Annotated in this window: 25 protein-coding genes; 18 read left to right on the plus strand and 7 right to left on the minus strand. The window is 69.6% G+C overall.

What is annotated here, in order from left to right; translation table 11 throughout:
- The first annotated feature begins 7 nt into the window (after positions 1–7).
- On the plus strand, positions 8–4,069 hold the full coding sequence (gene eccCa, locus NV348_RS20965) for a type VII secretion protein EccCa (RefSeq protein ID WP_447148415.1): 4,062 nt from the start codon (positions 8–10) through the stop codon (positions 4,067–4,069).
- Position 4,070: 1 nt separating this feature from the next.
- On the opposite strand, the gene NV348_RS20970 is transcribed toward eccCa, so the two are convergent.
- Together NV348_RS20970 and NV348_RS20975 are read right to left on the minus strand one after the other, a co-directional pair.
- Positions 4,071–4,658, minus strand: a complete 588-nt coding sequence (locus NV348_RS20970) for a GNAT family N-acetyltransferase (RefSeq protein ID WP_447148416.1) — start codon at positions 4,656–4,658, stop codon at positions 4,071–4,073.
- Complete coding sequence (locus NV348_RS20975) at positions 4,655–5,464, minus strand: GntR family transcriptional regulator (protein WP_447148417.1); 810 nt, start codon at positions 5,462–5,464, stop codon at positions 4,655–4,657. Before NV348_RS20975 ends, NV348_RS20970 begins: the two co-directional genes overlap by 4 nt.
- Before the next feature lie 281 nt (positions 5,465–5,745).
- Between NV348_RS20975 and NV348_RS20980 the strand changes: the two genes are divergently transcribed.
- Positions 5,746–6,138 (plus strand): DUF4254 domain-containing protein, encoded by a 393-nt coding sequence (locus NV348_RS20980; protein ID WP_189030564.1) that lies wholly within the window; start codon positions 5,746–5,748, stop codon positions 6,136–6,138.
- Positions 6,139–6,159: 21 nt separating this feature from the next.
- Here NV348_RS20980 and NV348_RS20985 read toward each other — a convergent pair whose 3' ends face one another.
- Positions 6,160–8,571, minus strand: a complete 2,412-nt coding sequence (locus tag NV348_RS20985; protein WP_447148418.1) for a MinD/ParA family ATP-binding protein — start codon at positions 8,569–8,571, stop codon at positions 6,160–6,162.
- 356 nt (positions 8,572–8,927) lie between these two features.
- Positions 8,928–9,698: a hypothetical protein gene (locus NV348_RS20990; protein ID WP_447148419.1), complete on the minus strand. Its 771-nt coding sequence runs from the start codon at positions 9,696–9,698 to the stop codon at positions 8,928–8,930.
- Between the two features lie 271 nt (positions 9,699–9,969).
- Here NV348_RS20990 and infA point away from each other — a divergent pair, with 271 nt between their 5' ends.
- From infA to NV348_RS21060, 14 genes are all read left to right on the plus strand, one after another.
- Positions 9,970–10,191, plus strand: coding sequence for a translation initiation factor IF-1 (gene infA, locus NV348_RS20995; protein ID WP_003418601.1), 222 nt, complete (start codon positions 9,970–9,972; stop codon positions 10,189–10,191).
- 148 nt (positions 10,192–10,339) lie between these two features.
- Positions 10,340–10,453, plus strand: coding sequence for a 50S ribosomal protein L36 (gene rpmJ, locus NV348_RS21000; protein WP_011207363.1), 114 nt, complete (start codon positions 10,340–10,342; stop codon positions 10,451–10,453).
- Between the two features lie 211 nt (positions 10,454–10,664).
- A complete protein-coding gene (gene rpsM / locus NV348_RS21005; protein WP_355271363.1) occupies positions 10,665–11,036 on the plus strand; it encodes a 30S ribosomal protein S13 in 372 nt (123 codons plus the stop codon).
- A gap of 9 nt (positions 11,037–11,045) precedes the next feature.
- Positions 11,046–11,459 (plus strand): 30S ribosomal protein S11, encoded by a 414-nt coding sequence (gene rpsK, locus NV348_RS21010; protein WP_019045110.1) that lies wholly within the window; start codon positions 11,046–11,048, stop codon positions 11,457–11,459.
- A gap of 20 nt (positions 11,460–11,479) precedes the next feature.
- Positions 11,480–12,085, plus strand: a complete 606-nt coding sequence (rpsD, locus tag NV348_RS21015; protein ID WP_019045111.1) for a 30S ribosomal protein S4 — start codon at positions 11,480–11,482, stop codon at positions 12,083–12,085.
- 91 nt (positions 12,086–12,176) lie between these two features.
- Positions 12,177–13,235 carry a DNA-directed RNA polymerase subunit alpha gene (locus NV348_RS21020; protein WP_022567324.1) on the plus strand — a complete coding sequence of 353 codons (1,059 nt, stop codon included), beginning with the start codon at positions 12,177–12,179 and terminating at the stop codon, positions 13,233–13,235.
- A 46-nt stretch (positions 13,236–13,281) separates the two neighbouring features.
- A complete protein-coding gene (gene rplQ, locus NV348_RS21025) occupies positions 13,282–13,794 on the plus strand; it encodes a 50S ribosomal protein L17 (RefSeq protein ID WP_019045113.1) in 513 nt (170 codons plus the stop codon).
- 85 nt (positions 13,795–13,879) lie between these two features.
- On the plus strand, positions 13,880–14,719 hold the full coding sequence (gene truA / locus NV348_RS21030) for a tRNA pseudouridine(38-40) synthase TruA (RefSeq protein WP_447148420.1): 840 nt from the start codon (positions 13,880–13,882) through the stop codon (positions 14,717–14,719).
- Positions 14,720–14,796: 77 nt separating this feature from the next.
- On the plus strand, positions 14,797–16,014 hold the full coding sequence (locus NV348_RS21035; RefSeq protein WP_447148421.1) for a hypothetical protein: 1,218 nt from the start codon (positions 14,797–14,799) through the stop codon (positions 16,012–16,014).
- Between the two features lie 466 nt (positions 16,015–16,480).
- Positions 16,481–17,458 carry an AraC family transcriptional regulator gene (locus NV348_RS21040; protein WP_447148422.1) on the plus strand — a complete coding sequence of 326 codons (978 nt, stop codon included), beginning with the start codon at positions 16,481–16,483 and terminating at the stop codon, positions 17,456–17,458.
- A gap of 250 nt (positions 17,459–17,708) precedes the next feature.
- Entirely contained in the window at positions 17,709–18,713 is a 1,005-nt protein-coding gene (locus NV348_RS21045; protein WP_447148423.1) for a helix-turn-helix domain-containing protein, read from the plus strand.
- 84 nt (positions 18,714–18,797) lie between these two features.
- Entirely contained in the window at positions 18,798–19,763 is a 966-nt protein-coding gene (locus NV348_RS21050) for an AraC family transcriptional regulator (RefSeq protein ID WP_447148424.1), read from the plus strand.
- A 135-nt stretch (positions 19,764–19,898) separates the two neighbouring features.
- Positions 19,899–20,906, plus strand: coding sequence for an AraC-like ligand-binding domain-containing protein (locus NV348_RS21055; RefSeq protein ID WP_447148425.1), 1,008 nt, complete (start codon positions 19,899–19,901; stop codon positions 20,904–20,906).
- A gap of 72 nt (positions 20,907–20,978) precedes the next feature.
- Complete coding sequence (locus tag NV348_RS21060) at positions 20,979–22,067, plus strand: nitrilase-related carbon-nitrogen hydrolase (RefSeq protein ID WP_447148426.1); 1,089 nt, start codon at positions 20,979–20,981, stop codon at positions 22,065–22,067.
- Here NV348_RS21060 and NV348_RS21065 read toward each other — a convergent pair.
- Complete coding sequence (locus tag NV348_RS21065) at positions 22,024–22,359, minus strand: metal-sensitive transcriptional regulator (protein ID WP_447148427.1); 336 nt, start codon at positions 22,357–22,359, stop codon at positions 22,024–22,026. The two genes, NV348_RS21060 and NV348_RS21065, sit on opposite strands and share 44 nt — an antisense overlap.
- A gap of 144 nt (positions 22,360–22,503) precedes the next feature.
- Between NV348_RS21065 and NV348_RS21070 the strand changes: the two genes are divergently transcribed.
- Positions 22,504–23,313 (plus strand): S-methyl-5'-thioadenosine phosphorylase, encoded by an 810-nt coding sequence (locus tag NV348_RS21070; protein WP_447148428.1) that lies wholly within the window; start codon positions 22,504–22,506, stop codon positions 23,311–23,313.
- Here the strand turns inward: NV348_RS21070 and NV348_RS21075 are convergent, their stop codons facing one another.
- A complete protein-coding gene (locus NV348_RS21075; RefSeq protein WP_447148429.1) occupies positions 23,314–24,297 on the minus strand; it encodes a GAF domain-containing protein in 984 nt (327 codons plus the stop codon).
- A 114-nt stretch (positions 24,298–24,411) separates the two neighbouring features.
- Between NV348_RS21075 and NV348_RS21080 the strand changes: the two genes are divergently transcribed.
- Entirely contained in the window at positions 24,412–24,972 is a 561-nt protein-coding gene (locus tag NV348_RS21080) for an NADPH-dependent FMN reductase (RefSeq protein WP_447148430.1), read from the plus strand.
- A 4-nt stretch (positions 24,973–24,976) separates the two neighbouring features.
- On the opposite strand, the gene eccE is transcribed toward NV348_RS21080, so the two are convergent.
- Entirely contained in the window at positions 24,977–26,620 is a 1,644-nt protein-coding gene (eccE, locus tag NV348_RS21085) for a type VII secretion protein EccE (protein ID WP_447148431.1), read from the minus strand.
- Between the last annotated feature and the right edge of the window lie 13 nt (positions 26,621–26,633).

A 26,633-nucleotide genomic window follows, 5' to 3' on the forward strand; every position in this document is an offset into this window, starting at 1 on the left:
GGCAACGATGGCTACCGAAGGTTTCGTCCGCAAACCCAGGATCGCGCCCCCGCGCGCGCCCGGTGGCGAAGTCGCGCTGACCCCGCCGCCGGAGATCCAGCGCGCGATCCCGGCGCCGCTGATGATGAAGCTGATGCCGGTCATCATGGTGGTCGCGGTCGTCGGCATGATCGCGATGATGGCGACGATGGGCCGCAATCTGCTGTCCAACCCGATGTCGATGATGTTCCCGATGATGATGCTGATGTCGATGGTCGGCATGATGGCGGGCATGCGCGGCGGCGGTCCCAAGCGCGCCGTGGAACTCAACGAGGAACGCAAGGACTATTTCCGCTACCTCGATCAGGTACGCAAGGACGTGCGCGGCACCGGTGCCAAGCAGCTCGACACCCTGTCCTGGAGCCATCCCGAACCCGCCGATCTGCCCTCGCTGATCGGCAGCAGGCGGATGTGGGAGCGCCGCCCCAACGATCCCGACTTCGGGCATATCCGGGTCGGCGTCGGCAGCCATCGGCTCGCGACCAAGCTGGCCCGCCCCGAGACCGGGCCACTCGAGGATCTGGAGCCGGTCTCCACCGTCGCGCTGCGCCGCTTCGTGCGTACCCACTCGGTGGTGCACCAGTTGCCGACGGCGGTGTCGCTGCGCGCGTTCCCCGCGATCAATATCGACGGACCCGACGAGGACGCCCGCGAACTCGTGCGCGCCATGCTGATGGAGCTGACGACCTTCCACGGCCCCGACCACCTCGCCGTCGCCATCATCTGCGCCGATCCGGACGCGCACTGGGCGTGGGCGAAATGGCTGCCGCACGTGCAGCATCCGAGCCAGCGCGATGGACTCGGCTCGGCGCGCATGCTCTACACCTCGCTGGGTGAACTGGAATCCGCGCTCTCGACCGAGCTGCTCGAACGCGGCCGTTTCATGCGCAACCCGCAGCCCACGCAGGGCAGGCTGCATGTGGTCGTGGTGATCGACGACGGCTACATCAGCGGCAACGAACGGCTGATCAGCGAATCCGGTCTCGACTCGGTGACCGTGCTCGACCTCACCGCCCCGGAGAACGGGCTCGCCGCCCGACGCGGGCTGCAGCTCGTGGTCGCCGATGGCGCCGTGTCGGCGCGCAGCGCCGCGGGCGTCGAGCGCTTCGCCACCGTCGACACCGTCACCGTGGCCGAGGCCGAAGCCTTCGCGCGGACCCTGGCCAGGTACCGGCTGGCCACCGCCGCGCAGATCGTCAGCCTGGGGGAGGGCACCACCTCCGACCCCGGTCTGATGGCGCTGCTGCGCATTTCCGACGCGGCCCAGATCGACCCGGCGCGAGTGTGGCGACCGCGGACCGCGCGCGAGCGGCTGCGCGTTCCGATCGGCGTCACGCCCGACGGCACCCCGGTCGAGATCGACATCAAGGAGTCCGCCGAGAACGGCATGGGGCCGCACGGCCTGTGTATCGGCGCGACCGGTTCGGGTAAGTCGGAATTCCTGCGCACCCTGGTGCTGTCGATGGTCACCACCCACTCGCCGGACGCGCTGAACCTGGTCCTGGTCGACTTCAAGGGTGGCGCGACTTTCCTCGGCTTGGACTCGCTGCCGCACGTCGCCGCGGTCATCACCAACCTGGAGGAGGAGCTCTCCCTCGTCGACCGCATGAAGGACGCCCTTGCCGGTGAGATGAATCGCCGCCAGGAACTGCTGCGCTCGGCGGGCAACTACGCCAACGTGACCGACTACGAGAAGGCCCGTGCCGCCGGCGTTCCGCTCGACCCGCTGCCCGCGCTGTTCGTAGTCGTCGACGAGTTCTCCGAGTTGCTCTCGCAGAAACCGGATTTCGCTGAGTTGTTCGTGATGATCGGTCGCCTCGGCCGGTCGTTGCACGTGCACCTGCTGCTCGCCTCGCAGCGGCTCGAGGAGAACAAGCTGCGGGGACTCGAGTCGCACCTGTCCTACCGGATCGGTCTGCGGACGTTCTCCGCCAACGAATCCCGCGCGGTCCTCGGCATCACCGATGCCTACCACCTGCCCAGCGTGCCCGGCGCCGGCTACCTCAAGAGCGACGCGTCCGAGCCGCTGCGGTTCAACGCCAGCTACGTCTCGGGTCCCTACGTCGCGCCCGCGGGCACGGTGACCGGCGACGACGGCGAGCCGGTAGCCGGTCAGCGTCCGATGGTGTTCACCGCGGCGCCGGTGGAGGTAGCCGAGGTCGCACCGCTCGCCACGGAGACGGAGTCGCCGCTGCGACTGCCGGAGCTGCCGCCTCCGCCGCCGTCGGGACCGATGGTCGAGGAAGGCATTCCGGACTCGCTGCTGGATGTGGTGGTCAAGCGGCTCACCGGCCACGGCAGACCCGCGCACGAGGTCTGGCTGCCGCCGCTCGAGGAATCGCCGACCACCGATATGCTGCTGCCCGATCCGGACTGGCGTTCGCCGGTGAACCGGCACGGTCAGCTGTGGATGCCGATCGGCGTCATCGACAAGCCCTACGAGCAGCGGCGTGACGTGCTCACCATCAATCTCGCGGGCGCCCAGGGCAATGTGGCGGTCGTCGGTGGTCCGCAGTCGGGCAAGTCGACCACGCTGCGCACCATCATCATGGCCGCCGCGGCCACCCACACGCCCGAGCAGGTGCAGTTCTACTGCCTGGACTTCGGCGGCGGTTCGATGGCCGGTCTGGTCGGCATCCCGCATGTCGGTTCGGTGGCGGGCCGGCTCGACGGTGATCGGGTGCGCCGCACCATCGCCGAGCTGACCACCCTGATGCGGCAGCGCGAGGAACGCTTCGCCGAACTCGGCATCGAGTCGATGACCGAGTTCCGCCGCCGCAAGTTCTCCGCGCTGGAGGCGCGCCGGGTCAACGGCACCGCGACCGCCGCCGGGGACCCGCTGGCGGCCGACCTGTTCGGTGACGTCTTCCTGGTGGTCGACGGTTGGGCCGCGATCCGTGAGGAATTCGACGCACTGGCCGACCAGATCAACGCCATTGCCGCACAGGGTCTGTCCTACGGCATCCACCTGATGATCGGCGCGTCCCGCTGGGCCGAGATCCGGCCGGTGGTCAAGGACCAGATCGGTACCCGGCTGGAACTGCGGCTCGGCGACCCCGGCGACTCCGAGATGGGCAGGCGAACCGCGCATCAGGTCCCGGTCGGTCGGCCGGGCCGCGGTCTGACCCCGCAGCAGCTGCACATGCTGATCGCGTTGCCGCGCCTGGATTCCGACTCCGACCCCGCCTCGATCGCCGACGGTGTCGCGCGGGCCAAGGAGGAGCTCACCGCGCTGTACCCGGCCCGTCGGGCGCCCGAGGTGCGCATGCTGCCACTGAGCTTCCCGCGCGAGCAGGTCATCGCCGCCGCGCGGGCACAGGGCGTCGCGCTGGATCGCTACCGCGTCGCGGTCGGACTCGGCGAATCCGAATTGCAGCCGCTGGTCCTCGATTTCACGACCGAGCCACATTTCATGGCCTTCGCCGATGTCGAATGCGGCAAGACCACCCTGCTGCGCAACATCGTGATGGGCATCGCCGAACAGTCCACCGCCGACGAGGCGCGCGTCATCCTCATCGACTACCGCCGCACCATGCTCGGTGTGCTGGAAGGCGATCAGCTGGCAGGCTATTCGACCTCCTCGCAGACCTGCGGGCCGATGATCGCGGAGGTCGCCGGCTACCTGTCCAAGCGCATCCCGGGCGCCGACATCACGCCGCAGCAGCTGCGGGAGCGCAGCTGGTGGAGCGGTCCAGAGATCTATGTCGTCGTCGACGACTACGACATGGTCGTCACCGGATCGGGAAACCCGTTCGCCCCGCTGCTCGAGTACCTGCCGCAGGCTCGCGACATCGGCCTGCACCTGGTGGTCACCCGCCGCATCGGCGGCATCTCCCGCGCGCTCTACGACCCGGTGCTCGGTGCGATGAAGAATCTGTCGGTCCAGACGCTGGTCATGAGCGGCTCGCGCGACGAGGGCAAGGTGGTCGGCGAGGTCCGTCCGAGCAAGATGCCCCCCGGCCGCGGCACCCTCGTCTCCCGCAGCCAGGGCATCGAAATGGTGCACATCGCCGACCTGCCGGAGCTGTGAGTCAGTCCGGTAGCGAGGCCGCCGAGAACGACCGTTGCGTGCTGGTGCTGCGGTTGGGGTGCGGCGGGCACCGGCTGATGCGGCGTTCGAACAGGGCACGGGAGGGGCCGGTGGCGGCCGGGCCCGCGATGCGGGTCAGGGTGAAGCCGGCCCGGCGGTAGTAGTTGTGCAGTTCGGTGTTGGTGGTCCAGGCGTCGAGCCGGACCCAGGACAGCTGCTCGTGTTCTGCCAGGTGGGCGGCGTGGGAGAGCATGTGGCGGCCGACCTGTCTGCCCGCGAAGCGCAGGTCGACGATCATGAAATGCACGATGACGGCCTCGGCCAGCTCCCACGGTGACCACAGGCCGGGGTCGGCGCGGTGGTTGACGGTGATCGTGCCCGCCGGTTCACCGTCGACCTCGGCGATCCATGTCTCGCCCGCGTCCAGCGCCCGGCCGACCGCGCCTGCGAAGATCTCGATGGGGCGGCCCCGGCCCGCGACCGTCCACTGGTCGGAGCCACGCGCGGTGAGCCAGGCGGTGCGTTGCACCCGCAGCCGGCAGATCAGCGGCAGGTCGCCCAGGGCGGCCGGGCGCATCCCCACGGTCATGGCAATGCGACGGCAGGTCCGGGTGCGATGCCGAGGGTGCGGGCGATGACGGCGGTGCCCGCCGCGTCGCCGAGTTGGTAGGCCAGCCGGTTGCGGCCGGCCAGACAACGATGCCGGGTCGCCCGGGTGACCCGTTCGTGGTTGGCGCCGATGCGCAGGTGGTCGAGCAGGACGGTGCCGGTGGCGACGCCGAGCACGGCCGCCTCCTCGGCGGTGGCGGGCCGGGCGGCGAGGGTGTCGCGGTGGGCGGTCTCGCCGTAGCCACGGTCGGCCAGACGGCGGGTGGTGCCCTCGGGAATGTCGTGGGGTGAATCGATGCCGGCGGCTTCGGCGAGATCGCGTGGGTAGAAACTCACCTCCCACGACCACGGTTCGTTGTCGAGGTATTGCACCACGGTGCGGGCCAGCACCCAGGAGTCGACGGCGACGCCGAGCCACTGCGCGACCTGGTCGTCGGCGGGCTCCATCCTGGTGCTGAATTCCTTGGCGGGCTCGCGGTTGGCGGCGCGCGCGATCTCCTCGAAGATGTCGTGCGCCGAGCGCGGCCGGTCCCGGCGAATGTGGTCGGTGACCACGGATTCCAGCACTTCCTGGTTTCGTACGATGGTGCCGCGGGAAGTAGCTGTGTAGACAAGGTTTTCGGCGACGAGCACTTGGATCGCGTTGCGCGAGGTGGTGATCGAGACCTGCATCTGCTCGGCCAGTTCGGAATGGCTGGGCAGCCGATCGCCCGGCTTCCACGTGCCCGCGCGGATCTCCTCACGGAGGAGGTCTGCGATCCGGAGGTATGTCGGACCGTCCGCCATCATGCTCCTCGGTAGGTCGTGCAGGTAACGAAGTGTACTCGTCTGGGTTACCTACGGCCGAGTAGTGCTTGACAGTGAGCTTGCGAGGTTTATTGTAATGAACGTCCTGATCCGGTGCTGTGCGGCGACGACGGCGAGGCAACGTGGCTGGTGCGGAGAGTTCTACGGTCGTAATGGCTTTCCCCGACACATTGCGGTGTGTCGATACCGCCGGGCCGCCGGCGACTACCGGTCTGCTGCCGCTCTCCGATCTTCTCGTCCGGGCGTGTCGCGGACACCGGGTGGTGGGGGGACCACTGCTGTGGTTCGCGCGTGATCTCGCGGTGCTGCACGAGAAGCGCATCGTCGGGCGCGGCGGATTCGTCGACACCGATCCGGTGGTGATGCGCGAGATCGATTGCCGCCGAGCCGAACTGGTGCTCGCGATCGACGACTGGGTGCATCGCGGCGTTCCGCAGCACCGCCTGGGCGCAACCCTGCACACCGAGACGATCGGCGCGGTCATCGACCGGCTGGCCGAGTCCTCGGTGCGCGCGCACCACGCCCTGATGACGATGCCCGCCAACGACGAGATGCTGCACTGCGCGTGGCACCACCTCGCCGAGCTGGCCGACGCCTACGACGACCTGGTCCGCGATGTGATCGCCGGTCGCCGCAGGCTGCCGGAATGGTGACCGGCCCGCCCGCGGCGTAGCTCAGCCGAAGCGGTGATGGTCGACGCCGAACTCGTCGGCGACGGTCGCCGCCAGTTCCACGTACGCCCGCTTGGTCGTCTTGTGCAGGCGGTGCAGATCGATCTCGGCACCCTCGGACAGGTGCTCGTCGAACGGGATGATGTGCACGGCCCGGCAGCGCGAGAGGAAGTACTCGCGCAGTTGCTGAACACCGACATTCGGTGAACCCTCACGCGGCAGGTTGATCACCACGACCGCGTTGCGGACCAGGTGGTCGTGCCCGTGCAGCGACAGCCAGTCCAGCGTCGCCGCGGCACTGCGCGCGCCGTCGATCGCCGCCGACGAGATCAGCACCAGCGAGTGCGCCAGATCGAGCACGCCGCTCATCGCCGAGTGCATCAGGCCGGTACCGCAGTCGGTCAGGATGATGTTGTAGAACCGCTGCAGGATCCGGGCCACCGCCCGGTACTCCTCGTCGTTGAACGACTCCGACGCGGCCGGATCACGTTCGCTGGCAAGCACTTCCAGCCTGCTCGAACTCTGCGAGGTGTGCCTGCGGACATCGGAGTAGCGCTCGATCGACGGATCGAGCAGCAGGTCGCGCACGGTCGAGCGGGTCTGCAGCGCCACGCGCTGCGACAGGGTGCCGAAGTCGGGGTTGGCGTCGACCGCGATCACCCGGTCGCCGCGGATCGAGGCGAAGATCGAGCCGAGGCCGGTGGTGGTCGTCGTCTTGCCGACACCGCCCTTGAGCGAGAGCACCGCGATCCGGTAGTCACCGCGCACCGGCTGCCGGATGCGGGCGACCAGCTCCTGCAGGCGCCGCTCCTCGGCGGACATCCCCGGGTTGATCGCGCCACCCGAAACATGGTGCACCGCTTTACGCCAGCCACTGCCTGGCGCCTTCTTGACCCGCTTGACCGGGACATTGTCGAGCGACGGCGGCTGGTAGCCGTGCTGCGGGTTGGCGCCCCAAGTGGGCTGCTGGTATTGGCCGGGCTGCTGGTACGGGCCCGGAGCCTGCTGCTGGTACGGCGGTACGGTCTGGCCGCCCTGGAACTGCTGGGGCGCGACGTCACCCGGCTGCTGGTACGGCTGGGCGCCGTCGGGGCGCTGGAAGTTCGGCGCGGGTGTGCCGTCGGGCAGGAACTGCGGTGTGGGGGAACCGTCCGGTTGGTACTGCGGCGCGGGGGAACCGTCCGGCAGGAATTGCGGAGCGGCGCCGTCCGGCCGTTGGTTCGGCTGGGCCTGGGCGGCATCGGGCTGCTGGTAGTGCCGGGTCGCCTCGGAGTGTGGTGCCTGCGCGACGTCCGGGCGCTGGTGCTGCGCCGGGGCGCCGTCGGGCTGTGGGAAGTGCTGTGCGGGTGCGTTGTACGACTCGGGCTGCGGGTACTGCGGAGTCACGGTGCCGTCGGGCAGCTGGTGCGCGGGCTCGCCCGGCTGGTACTGGCCGGGGGTTTGCTGGTACGGCGAGATCGGGTTCGCGGGCTGTGCGAATTCGCCGGAGCGGTAACCGGTTTGCGGAGCGTACGGCTGCTGCTCGGCGGCGGCCTGCCAGGCCGGCGGCGCGTAGTCGCCACCGGGCGCCTGATTCCGGGCGGCCTGGACCCGGGGATCGTCGCTGCGGTACGTCTCGGTCCGCGCGTCCGGAGCGGAGTGGGTGCCCGCACCGGGCGAGGGGTCGCCGGGAATCGCCTTGTACTGCGACGAATGGTAGGTCGGCGTCTGCGAGACGTAGTGCGAGTGCTGATCGGGGCCCGGCGCCTGCTGCGGAGCGACGGACTCGCCGGGACGATACGAGGATCCCGTACCGGCCGACGGCGTGAATCCACCTGTGCTGTAGGCGGACCGGGCGTCGGGCGCTCCGGCAGCGGACGCGCCGGCGCCACCGGCGAGATCCGCGGGCAGGCTCATCCGGGTCGTGCGGTCGGCCGGTGCGCTGTCTGCCGCGACATCCTCGGCGGGCGCCGTGGCGTGCGTCGTGGATGTGCTGCCCGACGAGATATCGCCGGTGAGGATGCCATCCGCTTGCGCGGCCGACGAGGTCTGGGCCGATGCGACGGCATCGCCGGGGGTGGGCGAGGTGTGCACGATCCCGCGAGCCGCATCGTCAGGTGACGGGACGGCCGCGCCCGTCGTGGGATCTGGCAGCGCCGGAGGTTCCGGCAGCGGTGGGGGAGTGGGCGTCGCGTCGTCGATCGTCGTGGCCGCGGACTCCGGCTGATCGAGGCTGTGACGGCCGCGGTCGGTGCGTGCCGGTTCGCCGGGCTCAGCGGGGGCGGCCTCGCTCGGTGTCGCCGTATTCGGCGTCGCCGGGGCGATGTCGGCCGGACCCGGCAGTCGTCGGGCATCGGGCGACGGCGCCTGGTCGGGCGTGACGGCGTGCGCATCGGGGGCGGGCGAGCGCAGCTCGGCGGCGGCGTCATCGGGCATCGACCAACTGCCCGTCGGCGCAGCACCGGTGAACGGAGTTCCGGCGGGATTCGAGGCCGGACCGAGGAGCGGGTCCGCGTCACGGGTCGACGGGGCGGTGGTGGCGGCCGATGACGGGTCGTGGAGCGGGTCCGCAATACCGGTCGACGGTGTGGCGGCGCCGGTGGTGGTCGATGACGGTCCGCGGAGCGGGTCCGGGCCACCGGTCGACGGCGCGGGTGTTCCGGTGGTGGCAGTCGGCGCCGGGCCGGGGAGTGGATCAGCGGCACCGGCCGACGACATCGGCGATTCGGCGTCGGGCGTCGGGCCGAGGAGTGGGTTCGGGGTGGCGGGGGCCGAGGGCTCGCCCGGCGCGGTCAGGCGCGGCGGCGCTTCGGTCGGCCGGTTGCGCGCCGGCGGATCCGGCAGGGGCGGGGGCGGCGGCAGGTCGGGGAGCTGACGCTGCTGCTGGCCCGGGCCGAGGGGGTGAACCCGGTCGACGGCGGTGCGGGCGTGCGGGTCGGCAGCGCGGGACCGGAAGGGTCGCCTGCCTGCGAAGCCGGGTCGGCGTAGGCCGCCGCGGAGCTCTCGTGCACACCGGCCGGGCCGACGTACGGCGCAGCGCCCGGCCCGTGGGCGAAGGGCGCACCGGTCGGGCCGGTGGGGATGGACGGATCGCTGGTCGGTGCGTGGGTGGACGGCCCGGGAGCGGGCGGCACCGCCGCGGCGGTCGCGTTGCGCGGCGCCCGCTCCTGCGGCCAGGGCGGCGGTGTTCCGGGCCCGGGGTTCGTCGGGCCACCCTGCCATCCGGCGTTGGGCTGGTCGCCGGGGATCAGCGGGTTCGCGGTCTCGGCGGGCCACCCCGGCTGCCGCGTGGGCGGCTCGGCGGGCGGACGCTGCGGCTCGGCGACGGGCTCGGGCCGGTGCTGCTCGGGCTGCTGGTCCTCGCCCTTGCGCCGGCGGCCGCGCTTGTCCTTCTTGGCGTCGTCGTTCCCACCGCGGCTCATGAAGCGGCGGCGTTTGGGTGCCTCGTCGATCAGGTCGTCCTGGGGGAGGTTCTCGACCGGAGCCTCGTAGCCGACCTGTGTGACTTCGCTCTCCGACAGCCACGGCGGCAACATGGGGAGGCTGTCGTTGTTACGACTCACCGGCGCGTTCCGCTCACCAGGGTCCCCCGATCTGCTCGACCCACATCTCCGACGCCGGTGAGTTTACGCGACAACATCGGCGCGGTGGTGGGCGCCTCCGGTCGGCCGACCCTGCCGGACCGGTGGTCGGTTCGGGCCGTTTTTGCCTCTGGGGTGCAGTACCGGTAAGCTTGAGCGGCGGTGCACCTATGCGCCGACTGTTCGCATGCCAGCGAGCAGATACGAGGCAATCCAAACTCAGGTTAGAAGCATAACCGGGATCGCGGAGGATATGGCGAAGAAAGACGGGGCCATCGAGGTCGAGGGTCGAGTTGTCGAGCCGCTGCCCAATGCGATGTTCCGGATCGAGCTCGAGAACGGTCACAAGGTTCTCGCGCACATCAGCGGAAAGATGCGGCAGCACTACATTCGCATCCTTCCGGAAGACCGCGTGGTCGTCGAGCTGTCGCCGTACGACCTCTCCCGCGGCCGGATTGTCTACCGCTACAAGTGAGACCTGCTCGACGCCGCGAGCCTGACGGCACGCGGCGTCGCATGGTGTTCCGGCCCGGGTCGGAGCGCGCTACAAGACTTCCCCAGTCGTCGGCTGGGGAAAAACTGTGTTCACAGACCCTTGTGAGCCAAGAAAAGATTGGACGGACGTGAAGGTTCAGCCGAGCGTCAAGAAGATCTGCGAGAAGTGCAAGGTGATCCGCCGCCACGGCCGGGTCATGGTGATCTGCGACAACCTGCGCCACAAGCAGCGTCAGGGCTGATTCAACGTTCCCGAGGCTTGCCGAGGGGCCGTTCTACGCAGCACCACCGGGCACCGATCGTCTGATCGGACTGACCGAAAAGAAGAACTCCCAGCTCCAGCGCGCACGCACTTGTGCGCGCCAACCACCGGTACGGAGGCCGGTGCCCCCACCTGAAAGACGGGGGGACGGACAGGGAGCAGACCTCCGCAACCATGAAGGAACCTGCCACATGGCACGTCTGATGGGCGTCGATCTCCCGCGCGAAAAGCGCATGGAGATCGCGTTGACCTACATTTTCGGAATCGGGCGCACCCGCGCCACCGAGATCCTGGCTCAGACCGGCGTCAGCCCGGACCTGCGCTCGAAGGATCTCAGCGACGACGACCTGACCAAGCTTCGTGACTACATCGAAGCCTCTGACATGAAGGTCGAAGGTGACCTGCGCCGCGAGGTCCAGGCCGATATTCGCCGCAAGATCGAGATCGGCTGCTACCAGGGCATCCGCCACCGTCGTGGCCTGCCCGTTCGTGGTCAGCGCACCAAGACCAACGCGCGTACGCGCAAGGGTCCGAAGAAGACCGTCGCCGGCAAGAAGAAGTAGGGATAGCGTATGCCTCCGAAGAGCCGGGCCGCTGGCCCGAAGAAGACTCAGAAGTCGCGTCGCCGGGATAAGAAGAACATCCCGCACGGCCACGCGCACATCAAGAGCACGTTCAACAACACCATCGTCTCGATCACCGACCCCGAGGGCAATGTCATCTCGTGGGCGTCGTCGGGTCACGTCGGCTTCAAGGGTTCGCGTAAGAGCACCCCGTTCGCCGCGCAGCTCGCCGCCGAGAACGCTGCCCGCAAGGCGCAGGAGAACGGTGTCAAGAAGGTCGACGTGTTCGTGAAGGGCCCGGGTTCGGGCCGCGAAACCGCGATCCGTTCGCTGCAGGCCGCCGGCCTGGAAGTGGGCTCGATCTCCGATGTCACCCCGCAGCCGCACAACGGCTGCCGTCCGCCCAAGCGGCGTCGCGTCTAAGCGGGAAAGGAACAGCTGAAATGGCACGTTATACAGGCCCCATCACCCGCAAGTCGCGTCGTCTGCGCGTCGACCTCGTCGGAGGCGACCAGGCGTTCGAGCGTCGTCCTTACCCGCCCGGCCAGCACGGCCGCGCGCGGATCAAGGAATCCGAGTACCTCATGCAGCTGCAGGAGAAGCAGAAGGCTCGCTTCTCCTACGGCGTCATGGAGAAGCAGTTCCGTCGCTACTACGAAGAGGCCAACCGCCTCAAGGGCAAGACCGGCGACAACCTGCTGCGTCTGCTCGAGTCGCGTCTGGACAACGTCGTGTACCGCGCCGGTCTGGCGCGCACCCGTCGTCAGGCTCGTCAGCTCGTCAGCCACGGCCACTTCGTGGTCAACGGCGTCAAGGTGAACGTCCCGAGCTACCAGGTCTCCCAGTACGACATCATCGATGTCAAGGAGAAGTCGCTGCCGACCCTGCCGTTCCAGGTCGCGCGTGAGACCGTCGGCGACCGTCCGGTTCCCGGTTGGCTGCAGGTCGTCCCCGGCCGCCTGCGCATCCTGGTGCACCAGCTGCCCGAGCGCGCGCAGATCGATGTGCCGCTGCAGGAACAGCTCATCGTCGAGTACTACTCGAAGTAAGCGCTTTTGGTGGGGGCTGCGCACACGGCAGCCCCCGCACTCACTGACGAGGCATCAAATAGCGGATGCCCTGAACAGGAAGTAGATCCTCATGCTGATTTCCCAGCGTCCGACACTGACCGAAGAGGTTGTGGCGGAGAACCGCTCGAAGTTCACCATCGAACCCCTCGAGCCGGGCTTCGGTTACACCCTCGGCAACTCGCTGCGTCGTACCCTGCTGTCCTCCATCCCGGGGGCCGCGGTCACGAGCATCCGCATCGACGGTGTCCTGCACGAGTTCACCACCGTTCCCGGTGTGAAGGAAGACGTCACCGACATCATCCTGAACCTCAAGGGTCTGGTCGTGTCCTCCGAAGAGGACGAGCCGGTCACCATGTACGTGCGTAAGCAGGGCCCTGGCACCGTCACCGCCGGTGACATCGTGCCGCCGGCCGGCGTCGTCGTGCACAACCCGGACATGCACATCGCCACCCTGAACGACAAGGGCAAGCTCGAGATCGAGCTCGTCGTCGAGCGGGGCCGCGGTTACGTGCCCGCCGTGCAGAACAAGGCGACCGGTGCGGAAATCGGCCGGATCCCGGTGGATTCGATCTACTCCCCGGTGCTCAAGGTGACCTACAAGGTCGAGGCCACCCGTGTCGAGCAGCGCACCGACTTCGACCGTCTCATCCTCGACGTGGAGACCAAGAACTCCATCACGGCGCGGGACGCGCTCGCCTCGGCGGGCAAGACCCTGGTCGAGCTCTTCGGCCTGGCCCGTGAGCTCAACGTCGAAGCCGAGGGCATCGAGATCGGCCCCAGCCCGGCCGAGGCGGATCACATCGCCTCCTTCGGTCTGCCGATCGAGGATCTGGACCTCACCGTCCGGTCCTACAACTGCCTCAAGCGCGAGGGTGTGCACACCGTGGGCGAGCTCGTCGCCCGCACCGAGTCGGATCTGCTCGACATCCGTAACTTCGGCCAGAAGTCCATCGACGAGGTGAAGGTCAAGCTGCACGCGCTGGGCCTCTCGCTCAAGGACAGCCCGGCGTCGTTCGACCCGTCCTCCGTGGTGGGTTACGACGCGAGCACCGGAACGTGGAGCGACAGCGGCACGTTCAGTGACACCGACGGCGGCGAGCAGGACTACGCCGAGACCGAACAGCTCTAGGTCGCCAGGGGGGCACCCCCGGTGAACCTTTCCCAAGGAGAATCCAATGCCTAAGCCCAAGAAGGGTGCTCGCTTCGGCGGGTCGGCGTCGCACCAGAAGGCGATCTTCGCCAACCTGGCCACGGCGCTTTTCGAGCACGGTCGTATCACGACCACCGAGTCGAAGGCCAAGGCGGTTCGCCCCTACGCCGAGAAGCTCATCACCAAGGCGAAGGGCGGCACCCTTGCCGACCGTCGCGAGGTCATGAAGGTCATCCGCAACAAGGACATCGTGCACGCGCTGTTCGCGGAGATCGGCCCCTCGTTCGAGGGTCGCGAGGGTGGCTACACCCGCATCACCAAGGCGCTGCCGCGCAAGGGTGACAACGCGCCGATGGCCGTCATCGAGCTGGTCCGTGAGAAGACCGTGACCAACGAGGCCGACCGGGCCCGTCGCGTCGCCGCTTCGCAGAAGGCCGAGGCCGCTCCGGCCGCCGAGGCCGAGGAGACCGTCGTCGAGGAGACCGTGGCCGACGCCCCGGCCGCCGACGAGGCCACCGAGGACAAGAAGGACGCCTGATTCTCTTCGAATCCGGCCGAGCCCGTCACCCTTCGTGGGTGACGGGCTCGTCCTTTTGCCAGTGACAGCAGGTGCGGAGGAAGCGATGGACGACACCGAGCGGGAAGCGATCCGGGTGCGGCTCGGGATCAGCTACGACGGCACCGATTTCACCGGCTGGGCGCGTCAGCCGGGGCTGCGTACGGTGCAGGGCACGCTCGAGGAGTCGCTGTCGAAGGTGTTCCGCGAGCCGATCCAGCTCACCGTCGCCGGGCGCACCGACGCCGGGGTGCACGCCGAGGGCCAGGTCGCGCATTTCGACACCACCGGCGAACTCGATGCCGACAAACTGCTGTACCGGATGGCGCGCTTCCTGCCCAAGGACGTGCGGATCACCGAGGTCGCGCCGGCGCCGCCGCATTTCGACGCCCGCTTCTCCGCGACCCGTCGCCACTACGTCTACCGGCTGACCACCGCCCGCTACGGCGCCGAGCCGCTGCACGCCCGCAGCGTGGTGGCCGCCAAGCCCGGTCTCGATCTCGACGCCATGCGAGCGGCGTCCCGGCAGCTGCTCGGGCTGCATGATTTCGCCGCCTTCTGCCGCCGCCGCGAGGGCGCGACGACGGTGCGTGAGCTACAGCGCTTCGACTGGGAGCGCGACGGCGAACTGCTGAACGCGCACGTCAGCGCGGACGCGTTCTGCTGGTCGATGGTGCGCAGCCTGGTCGGCGCGGTGCTGGCTGTCGGTGAGGGCCGCCGCACGGCCGACTGGGTGGCGAGCCTGCTGACCGAGACCGAGCGATCGAGCTCGGTGACGGTGGCGCCCGCGCACGGCCTGAGCCTGGTCCGCGTCGACTACCCGGCCGATGCCGACCTCGCCGCGCGCAACGCCCAGACCCGGGAAACCAGGACTCTGCCCGCCGCCGGCGGGTGCTGCGGCGAGTGACCGCTGGGTAGTTGCTGTCGTCGCCGGGCGAACGGCGATACGATGGCAGACTCGACGTCAGCGAGAAAGCCGGGCAGATGGCAGACGATTCTGGTGGACGTGCCCGCACGACCAGGCGGATTGCCGTGGCCTTGCTGGTCTGTGCGACCGGGGTGCTCACCCTCGTGTCGGTGGTCGCGGGTTTTGTGCGCGCCGAGGTCCTCGATACCGATCATTACGTCGCGACCATGGCGCCGCTGGCCGACGATCCCGTGATCCAGAACGCTGTCGCGGGCAAGCTGACCGAGGCGGTCATGACGCGGGTCGACGTGCGCGGCGCCGCGTCCGAACTGGTCGACACGATCGACGAGCGCCGCGATCTGCGACCGCGCGTGGAGGCGGCACTGCGCAGTGTGCCCGCGCTGCTGGCCGCGCAGTCCGAGAAGCTGGTGCGCGACGCGGCGGACACGCTGGTGCGCAGTGACGGCTTCGCGGATCTGTGGGAGACGGCGAACCGGCAGGCTCACCGCGCCCTCGTCGCCACTCTCACCGGGGTGGACGACGGGGTGCTGCAGGTGAGCACGGAGGGCGTCGTCTCGCTCTCGCTGGAACCGATGCTGCGCAGGCTGGAAGCGGAGCTCGCGGATCGCGGCTTCGACCTGGCCCGCCTCGATCTCGATCCGCGCGGCGAATTCGTCCTGATCGACTCCGACGAGCTGGCGAAAGCCCAGCGGGCCGTGCGGCTGCTCGATCGGGGCGCGATCGTGCTCGGCGTCGCCGCGGTGGTCTGTGCGATCGGCGCGGTGCTGGTGGCGGGCAGCGGTTCCCGGCGACGCGCGTTGCTCGCGGTCGGCCTGAGCGTGCTGGTGTCGATGGTGGTGCTCGCCGCCGCCCTGCTGATCGCGCGCGCGGTCTACCTCGATCAGCTCTCGGCCCGAGCTGTCTCGGCGGAAGTGGCGAGGACGGTCTACGACACACTCGTCCATCCGCTGCGGGTGACCACGCGCGTGATCGCGCTCGTCGGTGCGCTCACGGCGGTCGGTGCCTATCTGGCCGGGCCGTCGGCGCTCGCCACCAAGCTGCGCGACCTCCTCGACGGCGCGATCGCGCGGCTGCGGCGCGGGGAAGGCGGCCGGGTGTCCGGTTTCGCCGCCGCGTATCTCGGCGCGCTGCGGGCCCTGGTGCTGATCATCGCCGCGCTGGTGTTCCTGCTCTGGGACTACCCGACGGTGTGGGTGGCTGTGCTCATCGCCACGTTCGCGGTGGTGGCCCTGCTGGTGCTGCAGATCCTCGCCCATCCGCGCCGTGTGACGTGACCACGGGGCACGTTCCGGCGCAGACCGCCGAGCCGGCGGTCAGCTGCCCGGTACAGTCGGGGCGAAAGCTCTGGCGCGGCAACGGGTTCTGGCGTTCATGCGGCATCGATGCGGTGACCCGGCGCTGACCGTTGACGACATCGCGCACGGTTGTCAGATCTCGCGGCGTGCTGCATCGCGTCTTCGACAGCAGCGATGTCGGCGTGCGGGCTCGGTTGTCCAGGATGCGGATCGAGCGTGCCAAGGCGTTGCTGCGGGCGGATCCGGCGCGGTCGTTCGGTGCGGTGGTCCCCGCCTCGGCTTCGCCTCGGAACGACAGTTCTACCGGGTCTTCCGGGCAGCGACCGGCGTGACCACGGGTGAGTTCCTGGGAGAGGTACAGGCCGCGCCCCATCGTTAGCTATGCGAACGGTGATGTTCGCCAAATTTCCGGACAGCGGGTCGGCGCTGGTGCGACGATCGGGCGATGCAGGGGTTCGAGGGTTTTCCCGAAGTCTGCTCGACCGAGCGGACGGCGATGTCGGAGGCGTTCGGCTTCTGGGCGGACCTGGTCGGTCGCGCGCTCACCGAGGTGTCGATCGCGCCGACGGTGGCGGGCGAGTTCCGGGGCCGGATCCGCTCGGCCGACTTCGGTGACGTCGCCGTGGGGACGGTGCGCGTGCAGGGGCACGAGCTACGCCGCACCCGGCGGCACATCGCCAGGGCCGACGAATTCCATGTCATCGGCAGCATCGTGGTCGCCGGGCGGGCGGAAGTAGAGCACGCGGGGCATCGCGCGGTGCTGACGCCCGGGTCGATGATCTTCTACGACACCTCCCGCCCGATCCTGTGGCGGTCGAACGCGGCCATCGAGGACCTGACGATCCGGGTACCCCGCCAGCGGGTCGTCGACTTCCTCGGGATCAGGGCCGAAGCGCTGCCCGCCGGGATGGTGCTCGGTGCGGGCGGTGTCGGTACGACGCTCGCCCGGTTCTTTCAGCGGGTGGCCGAACTGCATCACTCCGATCCGGCCGCCGCCGGGATGCTGGCGGCCAGTGGGATCGACCTCGTCGGCGCGGCCGCGGTGATCGCCGCGGGCGGCCGCCCCGGGCACGCGCAGGCGGAGGCGATGAGCAGTCAGCGCGTCCTGGACTACGTGCGCGCCAACTTCACCGATCCCGGCCTGACGGTCGACCGGATCGCCGATGCCTGCCAGGTGTCGCGCCGGACGCTGTATCGCATCGTGGCGGAGTTCGAGGGTGGGCTGGGCGCCGTGCTGCGTGGGCTGCGGGTGGAGCGTGCCCGAAAATTGCTGGAGGCCGGGGAGATCGGCTCGATCGCGATGGTCGCCGCAGCGTCCGGTTTCGCCACCGAGCGGCAGTTCTACCGGGTGTTCCGGGAGGTCACGGGAATGACACCGGGCGAATACCGGATGGTTGCCCGGGCGCGAGTGGCGTTGCGCTGAGCGCGATACGACGAATCGTGAGGTGCGGTGATAAGCGTCACAAGGTGGCTGCGGCCACGGGGCGGGAGGGGCCGAATCTCCTGTAAAGGCCGGGGTCGGTTGAAGATTTGAGCTGCGGAGATATTTCCATTGCGAATCACTCGTTGGCAACGGCCCGGTCGATCTGGCAGGCTCTGACACCGGGCGACGCGTGATGCGTTGTTGCGCCCACGGTTTGCTGGTCGGTTCGCAGGAAAGCGGGGTGGTTGGCGTGGAGTCGTCTGAGCCTCTCGTCGAGCTGAAGCTGAACGACAGTCCGGAATTGGCCGCGGGCGAGGCTTTCGCGCAGTGGGAATCCTTGCTGTCGGAAAGCTACGTGCCGCTCGCGGTGGATCCCGAACGCGACGAGGCGTTCCACGGCCGCATTGTTCGCGGCAGTCTGCCCGGCTTCGAATTGTCGACCGTCGGGGCCAGCGGCCAGCGCATCCGGCGTACCAAGAGCGGCATCGCGCGCACCGACGGTGAGTTCCTGTTCGTCAGCATTCTCACCAAGGGATTCGGCAGGCTGCACCAGGACGGGCGGATCGCGGTGCTGCGTCCGGGCGACATGGTCTTCTACGACACCACCCGGCCCTATCACTGGGACATCGACGGCTCCTGGTCGCAGGTGGTGGCCCGGGTGCCGCTGTCGGTGCTGGGTGAACACGTCCCCACCGGGCGCGGCGCGTTGCCCACCGCGACAACGGTGCACGCCGAGAGTCCGGCCGGCGTGGTCGCGGGGTTCTTCCGCGATCTGGCCCGCATCCAGCAGAGCGTGCCCGAGCAGGCGGTCGTCCTGGCCGACAATGGGGTCAAGCTGCTGGCGTCGGCGGTCACCCTCGCCGGCGGCGCGCTGCCGACCGGGCAGTCGGCCCAGGCGCTGTCGCGGGAGCAGGTGCTGTCGTTCATGCGGTCTCGGTGCACCGATCCGGCGCTGACCGTGGACGAGATCGCGCGCGCGTGCCTGGTGTCGCGGCGCAGCCTGTATCGCCTCTTCGACGAGACCGGCGACGGGCTGAGTTCGGTGCTGCGGCGTATGCGGGTCGAGTGCGCGCAGGTGCTGCTCCTGCGGGACACCGGCCGGTCGACATCGTCGGTCGCGCTCGCCTCCGGCTTCGCCTCCGAGCGGCACTTCTTCCGGGCGTTCCGGGTGGAGACCGGGATGACGCCGGGGGAATACCGCCTGGTCACCGGGCCCGCGCCCGCGAGCGACGAACTCCGCCGCCACACCGCGTGACCCCGCGTCGTTTGGGTGTTATGTCCGCATTGGCGTGGCATGCTGTGTGCACGCAGGGCCGAGTGGGGAGGGTACTGAACGGTCATGAGTCGACGGACGACGGTGGCTGTCCGGGCTGGGGGCGAGCTGTCCGGGCGCGGGGTGGTGGATCGGTGGGAATCGCTGATGAGCGAGACCTACATTCCGCTCGCCGTCGCGCCGCATCGCGCCGAGGAGTTCCGTGGCCGGATCGCGGCGACGGCGTACGACGATCTGCTGGTCACCTCGGTCCAGGCCGGTGCGCAGACCGTCCGCCGGACGCCCAGGCTGATCGAGAGCGGCGCCGACCGGCACATCCTGGCCAGTATCTACCTGGGCGGGCGCGGGGTGATGCACCAGGACGGCCGGTCCGCGCACGTCGACGCGGGCAGCATGGTCATCTACGACAGCGCGCGGCCGTATCGCTGGGAGATCGACGAGGACTTCGACAAGGTCGTCGTCCAGGTGCCGATCGACGCGCTGGCCGCGGTCGGCGCGCCGCTGGCCACGATCCCGTCCGCGATCGCGCTCGGACCTGAGCATCCCGCCGCCGCGGTCGGCGCCTTCTTCCGCGGGTTGGCGGGCATGCAGCACGGCGACCCGGTGGTGGCCGCCGAGTTCGCGCGCCACGGCGTCGGGCTGCTGGCCTCGGCGCTGCAACTCGCGGCCGGGTCCGTGCCGCGGGGGCCCTCGGCCGCCGAGCTGACCCGGGCCGGAATCCTCGCTTTCATGCGGCGCCGGTTCGCCGACGCCGACCTCACCGTCGACACCGTCGCGCAGCGATTCGCGATCTCGCGCCGCACTCTCTACCGGCTGTTCGAAGGCGGGGAAAGCCCGGCCCGGCGATTGCTCCGGCTGCGTCTCGAACGCGCGTGCGAATTATTGCGCGACGGGCACATGCGACCGATCGAAGAAGTGGCCGCGGCGGCCGGATTCGCCGCCGAGCGTCACTTCTACCGGGTGTTCCAAGCGGAATTCGGAATGGCGCCGGGGGAATACCGAGCGGGATATGCGATGTGTTCCGGTCTGTGATCTCCGAGTGGGGCCTGTCACGATCGGTCAATTTTTGAAAAGTGATCTTTTCTGTCGGATATCCTCGTCCCGGTCCAGGGCGGTGCTCGGCGAGTCTCTCCGTCGTGTGAATACGAATACGACGAGGATGTCCCGATGACAGCCGATGTTCCGGCCGCAGTTGATTGTTCACGTCTTCCCGGAGTGCTCGCGGTCGGCGCCCACGTTCGCGCCGAGGAACAGTTCCAGCAGTGGGAAGCCATGCTGACGCAGACCTACCTTCCCCTGGCCGCCCGGCCGGCGGGCGCGGAGTCGTTCCACGGCCGCATCGCCCACCACGCCTACCCGGATTTCGGTCTGTCCCGGCTGACTTCGACCCGCCAGGAGGTCACCAGGACGCGGTCGCTGATCGCCCGTGCCGCGGCGGAATACCTGCTGATCAGCATCCACACCCGGGGGTCGGCCGTGTTGAGCCAGCACGGCCGCAGCACGCGGGTCGGGGTGGGGGAGATGGTGTTCTACGAGTCGAACGCGCCCTACGAGTGGCGGGTCGGCGAGGACATCGAGCAGGTCATCGTGCAGATCCCGATGGACGCCGTGCGGCGCAGGCCGGGGATGTCGACGGTGTCGGTCCCGACCGCCCGCACCATCCCCGCCGACGGACCGGTCGCGATCGTCAGCGGGTTCCTGACCGACCTGGCGCGGTTGCAGGATCGCGATACCGGCCAGGCCGCCGCGCTCACCGAGACCGCCATCGACCTGATCGCCTCGGCGGCCTCGCTGGTGGCGGGCAAGCCGGTGAACGGCCCTGCCGAGAATTCGCTGACGCGCGAAGGCGTGCTGGCCTATTTGCGGGCCAACTACACCGATCCGGCACTGACGATCGATTCCCTCGCGGCGGCGTGTTTCGTTTCCCGGCGATCGGTGTATCGCGTGTTCGAGGAGCACGGTGAATCCCCCAGCGATCTGTTGCGGCGGCTTCGGGTGCGGCGTGCGTGTGCAATGCTGGTGTCAAGACCAGACCTGACGTTCGGTATCATCGGCGCGGCGTCGGGCTTCGCCACGGAACGGCAGTTCTACCGGGCCTTTCGTCGGGAAACAGGCCGGACTCCCGGGGCGTATCGCCGGTTTGGCACGGACGGTCAGTCGAGTGGCACGGTATGACAGTTTATGTCTGCGCTATCTGCGAGAGAGTGAATCGAACACCTTTCAAGGATTGAGCGACAAGGGGTCACGATGTTTGGTCGGATACGCGTTGCTGCGGTGCAAGCCGAGCCGAAGTGGTTGAACCTGTCCGCGGGGGTCGAGCAGGCCATCGGGCTGATCGAGGAAGCCGCCGACGGCGGTGCGCAGCTGGTCGCGTTTCCCGAGACGTTCCTGCCCGGATTCCCGTGGTGGATGTGGCTCAACTCGGTCGACTGGGGCGAGGAGTTCCTCGCGCGCTATCTCGCCAATTCCCTCACCGCCGACGGACCGGAGCTGCGGGCCATCGCCTATGCCGCACGCCGCAAAGGCATTCACGTGTCGATCGGGTTCGCCGAGCGCGCCGGCCGCGAGGTGTTCATGTCGCAGGCGCTCGTCGACGTGCAGGGCGAGATCGCGGTCGCCCGCAAGGGGGAACCGACCGGCCTGGAGCGCACCGTCTTCAGCGCCGCCGACGACCAGGTGCTGGTGCGCGACACCGAGCACGGCCGGATCGGCGTGCTCGGCGGCGCCGACCACATGCGCCCCGCGCTGCGCGCCCGCATGCACGACGAGCGCGAACAGATCCACATCGCGTCGTGGTCCGGTTTCACCGTGTACTACGGCGAGGGCAAGGAGTGGGGCCCGGAACTCAATACCGCGGCCAGCGTGCGCTACGCGATGGACGGCGCCGCCTATGTGATCGCCCCCGTCGCCGTGGTGCCGGTCGCCGGCTGGGAAGTCGTCGACGCGCGTCTGCCCGGCCGCGCTGCTGCGCGGTGGTGGCGGCGTCTCCCGCATCTTCGGCCCCGGTGGCCTGGAACTGGCCACCCCCCTCGCCGAGGGCGCCGAAGGCCTTCTCTACGCCGACCTCGATCTCACCCGTGGCCTCCGCGCCGTCCCGGCCACCTGCGGCGAGCGCGACAACTTCCGGGTACCGAGCGGCCGGATCGCCCGCCGGGAACCGGTGCGCGCCGAGTTGGCCGGCGCCTGAGCGGGCGCCGCCCCACCTGGGGTGTTGTTCGCCGATTTCGCCGTCGACGAGTCGGCCGATCCGTGGCCGGACGGTCAGGACTTCCCGCCGGCCCGCTGAGGCCGGTCAGGAACGCACCAGGCGCGCGATCGCGTCGGTCGCCTCCTTGATCTTGGCCTCGGCTTCGGGCCCACCCGCGACCGCGGCGTTCACGACGCAGTGCGAGATGTGGTCCTCGAGCAGGCCCATCGCGACGGCCTGCAGTGCCTTGGTCATCGCGGAGACCTGCGTCAGGATGTCGATGCAGTACTTCTCCTCCTCGACCATCCGCTGCAGGCCACGCGACTGGCCCTCGATGCGGCGCAGGCGCTTGAGGTAGTCCTCTTTGGCGGTGATGTAGCCGTGGCCTTCGTGGCCTGTGTGCTCGCCGCCGGTCGTGGTGTCGGGGGTGGGTGCGGTCACCGGAGGTCTCCTCGCCTGACGGGGTGCTCGGATTACCGAGCTGATACCCCCCTAGGGTACAGTTTCCGGTGGGAATTGTCAGATGCGGCCGTCGTCGCGGTCCCGGTGATGCGCGCGACCTGCCCGGACGGGAGAATCACCGGTATGAGTTCGCTTCCCCGGCCCGCACTCGCCGTCATCGGCGGCAGCGGTTTCTATGACTTCTTCGACAACGACGCGGTGCACGTCGAGGTCGACACACCGTACGGCGCGCCGAGCGCGCCCGTCGCCATCGGCGAGGTCGACGGGCGCGCCGTCGCGTTCCTGCCGCGTCACGGCAAGCAGCACGAGTTCGCCCCGCACACCCTGCCCTACCAGGCCAACATGTGGGCGCTGCGCTCGCTCGGCGTGCGCCGGGTGTTCGCGCCGTGCGCCGTCGGCAGCCTGCGCGCCGACTGGGGGCCGGGCACCGTCGCCGTGCCCGATCAGCTCGTCGACCGGACGTCCGGCCGTCCGCAGACCTACTTCGACGGGGGCGGCATCCACGTCTCCTTCGCCGATCCCTACTGCGACGACCTGCGCGCCGCCGCGGTGAAGTCCGCCGGTGACGACCTGCGCGTCGAGGATTCCGGCACGATGGTCGTCGTGCCGGGCCCGCGCTTCTCCACCAGGGCCGAGAGCCGCTGGTTCGCCGGGCAGGGCTGGGACCTGGTCAACATGACCGGCCACCCCGAAGCCGTGCTCGCCCGCGAACTCGAGATGTGCTACGCCGCAGTCGCTCTCATCACCGATCTGGACGCCGGCCTCGAGGAAGGTGACGGCGTGCACGCGGTGGACGTCTTCGCCGAGTTCAAGAAGAACCTCGGCCCGTTCAAGGAGCTGATGCGTCGCGCGGTCGCCGCGGTCGACGGCCAGGACACCTGCGAGCGCTGCCGCGTGCATGCCGGGGTGTCGCTGCCCTTCGAGCTGCCCTGATCACTCCGCCGGCGCGGTGACCTGCAGCTGAGCCAGCACGAACGCGGGCGCCGCGCCGCCGTCGGCGCCCGCGGGCAACGGCGACACCTCGACGTCGGCGACCAGCCAGCCGCCCGCCTCGGCCGCGAGGCGCACCCCGGTCATCCCCGCGCGGGCCGCGCCCGCCAGGATCTCCGCCCGCGCCGCGACGATCCTGGCGCGGTCGTCGGGGTGCGGGATCAGCCGCTCGTCGATCCCGCGCCAGCGCAGCCCGGGCACCGGCTCGGTGACCCACCGCACCTGCCGGACCTGCGCGGTGTCGAGGATGCACAGATACAGGCCCGGCTGGGTGTTGCGCAGCAGTGCGAGCGTCGCCGCCTCGAACGACTGGGGTTGCGGGGCGATGCTGTCGGTGACGTCCACCGTGAGACCACGCCACGAGAACCGCTGTGCCGCAGTTCCGTTGCGGGCCGCCACCAGCAGCGACCGTGGTCCCGCCGTCGAGTGCACGGTGGCGATGCCCGACCAGTTGCTGTCCGGGTCCGAACGGGTCAGGGCCGCGACGATATCCAGCGCGCGATCGAAACGCTCGATCCGCTGAAAGGCCTCGGCGCCGGTCAATTCGACCGGCACGGAACCGAGATGGGGGCCGAGTCCGGCGGGACGGGTGCGCACCACCCTGGCCTGCGCGTCGATCCGGAACAGCCCGACCCCGAGGGCGGCTTCGGGTGCCTGTTCGCCCACCCAGACCTTCACCGCGTGCGTCCCGGCGCCCGGCCAGACCACCGGCTCGGCCCGTAACCGCAACTCCGACCACGGCTGTCGGGATCTGGGCAGTACCCGGTCGACCGGCGTGCCGGAATCGTGGGCGGTGGCGATCATCGGTTGCAGCGCGGCCGGGATCGCGCGCTGATACGACGCCCACTCCCGTGGCGTCGTCCCCGTGGTCAGCATCGACCACCTCGCGCCGAGCGTCTCCACCAGCTGCCACTGCCCGATGATCACCTGTTGCCCCCTTCGGTCACTCCCCACCTGCGGATATCGAATGAAAACGCCTGCGCCCATCGTGCCCGATCCGCCGGGCGCCGCGGGGTGGGGGTCCATCGATAAGCTCGCGGTATGGACACACCGTTGCGGTTGGAGGTCGTCGTCGCCAGTACCCGCCCGGAGCGATTCGCGCCGGCGGTGGCCGACTGGTTCCTCGGTGTGCTGGGCGAGCGGCCGGAGTTCGAGGTGGGCGTACTCGATCTGCGCGACATCGCCCTGCCCGTCGATCTGACCGAGACTCCCGAGGTCGACGCGTTCCGGGCCAGGCTCGCCGCGGCCGACGCCTTCGCGGTGGTCACCTCCGAGTACAACCACGGGTATCCCGCGTCCCTGAAAACGGCGCTGGACAGTGCCAAACGGGAGTGGCGGGCCAAACCGATCGGCTTCGTCTCCTACGGTGGTCTCTCGGGCGGCTTGCGGGCTGTCGAGCAGTTGCGGCAGGTGGTCGCCGAACTGCACATGGTCTCGGTACGCGAATCGGTGAGTTTCGCCCAGGCCAAGCGGCGCTTCGACGCCGAGGGCGCCACCGACGATCACGCCGCGATCGACGCGAGTGCGCGAATGCTCGGCCAATTGGCCTGGTGGGGACGGACTTTGCGGGCCGCCCGGGCGGCCGACCCCTACCCGGGCTGATCGGTCAGGCGGGCGCCATCGAGCGCTGCCCGCGCGGCTGCCCGATGTAGGTCGCCTCGCGCGGGATCGACACCAGGGTGAGGTTCACCCTGGTCGTTCCGGTGCGCAGCACCACCCGGTTGCCGATCGCGCCCGGCTGGAAGATCTCCAGATCGGGGCGCGACGCGGGCCAGCCGTTCGGGTCGCCGGTGAGGTAGATGGTGGTGACACCGGCGTGCGGCGCGGGGGCGAGCACACCGTCGACGACGGTGGCGGTGAAACCCGCGTCGGACTGGTGTGTTTCGACCGCGATGGTCAGCCGCTCCGGATTGCCGACCGTGTTCACCAGGTGTTCCCAGGCGTGCGCGCGATCGGTGCGGACGAGGACGCGCTCGCCGACGGCCAGCGCGCGGAACACCAGCTGCTGGGCCAGATACAGCTCGCCTGCCACGTAGACCGAGGAGATACCGGCGCCGATGATCCTGGTGGCGACGCCGTTGCCCTCGTCGTCGGAGCCGAGCAGCTGGCCGCAGCCCGCCGACGGCAGGTGCAGCGCGCCGATGACATCGATCGGGTACTCGGTGGTCGGCACGGTGTCGTCCACGCCGGGCACCGCGATCGGCAGATGCGCGAGCAGCGCGTCGCGGTGGCGGCCGTTCATCGAGACCATGCCCTTGGACGCGGTCTTCTCCGGCAGCTCACGCGCGGTCAAACGCCATGCGGCACCGACACTCACCGACTCGGCGTCACTGCCGGGCCGCAGCCGCACCGCGACCGTCGTGCCCCGCGACGGCGCGACCCACAGCTGCGCGAGCAGATCCGAGCCGAGCTGCTTGGGGTCCACCGCGCTGCCGATGTTGACGGTGTTGCCGATCTCGGCGAACTTCCACCGCTGGGTCAGCGTGCGCGGGTCCAGGCCCGAGGTGATCTGCTGGACCGCCTTGCGGATCTCGGGCGCGGTGAGAATGCGCGCGCTGCAATCGGCGTCCTCGAGCGTGCGCATGATCCGCTGGGTGGCGATGGTGACCGCGCGGGAGGCGCCGTCGGTCCCGCCGCCGCGCCGGGCCGTCGCGTCGGGGCACTGCACCGAGTCGTAGCTGATCGCGAGCCAGACCGTGCGGTGCGCGGTCGCTGGCAGCGGGCCGAGCAGCGACTCGTAGATCGCGCCCGCGGGCGTGCCGGAGCGGCTGCGGTGGCCGTGGCTGATGATGTCGATGCCGCTGAGCAGGATGTCGTGCTGGTGCAGGCAGGCGGCCAGCTCGGGCAGGGGGAGCAGGTGCGAGGCGTGCACCGCGGTGCGGGCGATCCTGGTCAGTCCGCCTTTGGGCGGCAGCACCTCGACCACGGTGACCACCCGGCTGCCGTCCCAGTACAGGCCGAGCGAGCGGCCGTCGGTGTCGCGGAAGTCGACGGTGTCGCCGAGGGTGTATTCGCGCTTGCCGAGGTAGCTGCGGATCGTGCCCAGCCAGTCGAGCACGGTGCGCTTGCCGATCGGGATCAGCGGCACGAGCGCGACGACGACCGCGATGCCGAGGGCGGGGAAGGGCCCGAGGCCGCAGACGAGCGCGATGAGCCCGACGGTCAAGCCGAGCACCTGCGCGATGAGCAGCTGCGGCAACGTGATGCGACCGAACAGTGGACGTGGACCAGCACCGGTGTACTCGGCCATTGGTTCCTCCCCC

It is taken from the genome of Nocardia fodinahabitans (assembly GCF_052983615.1).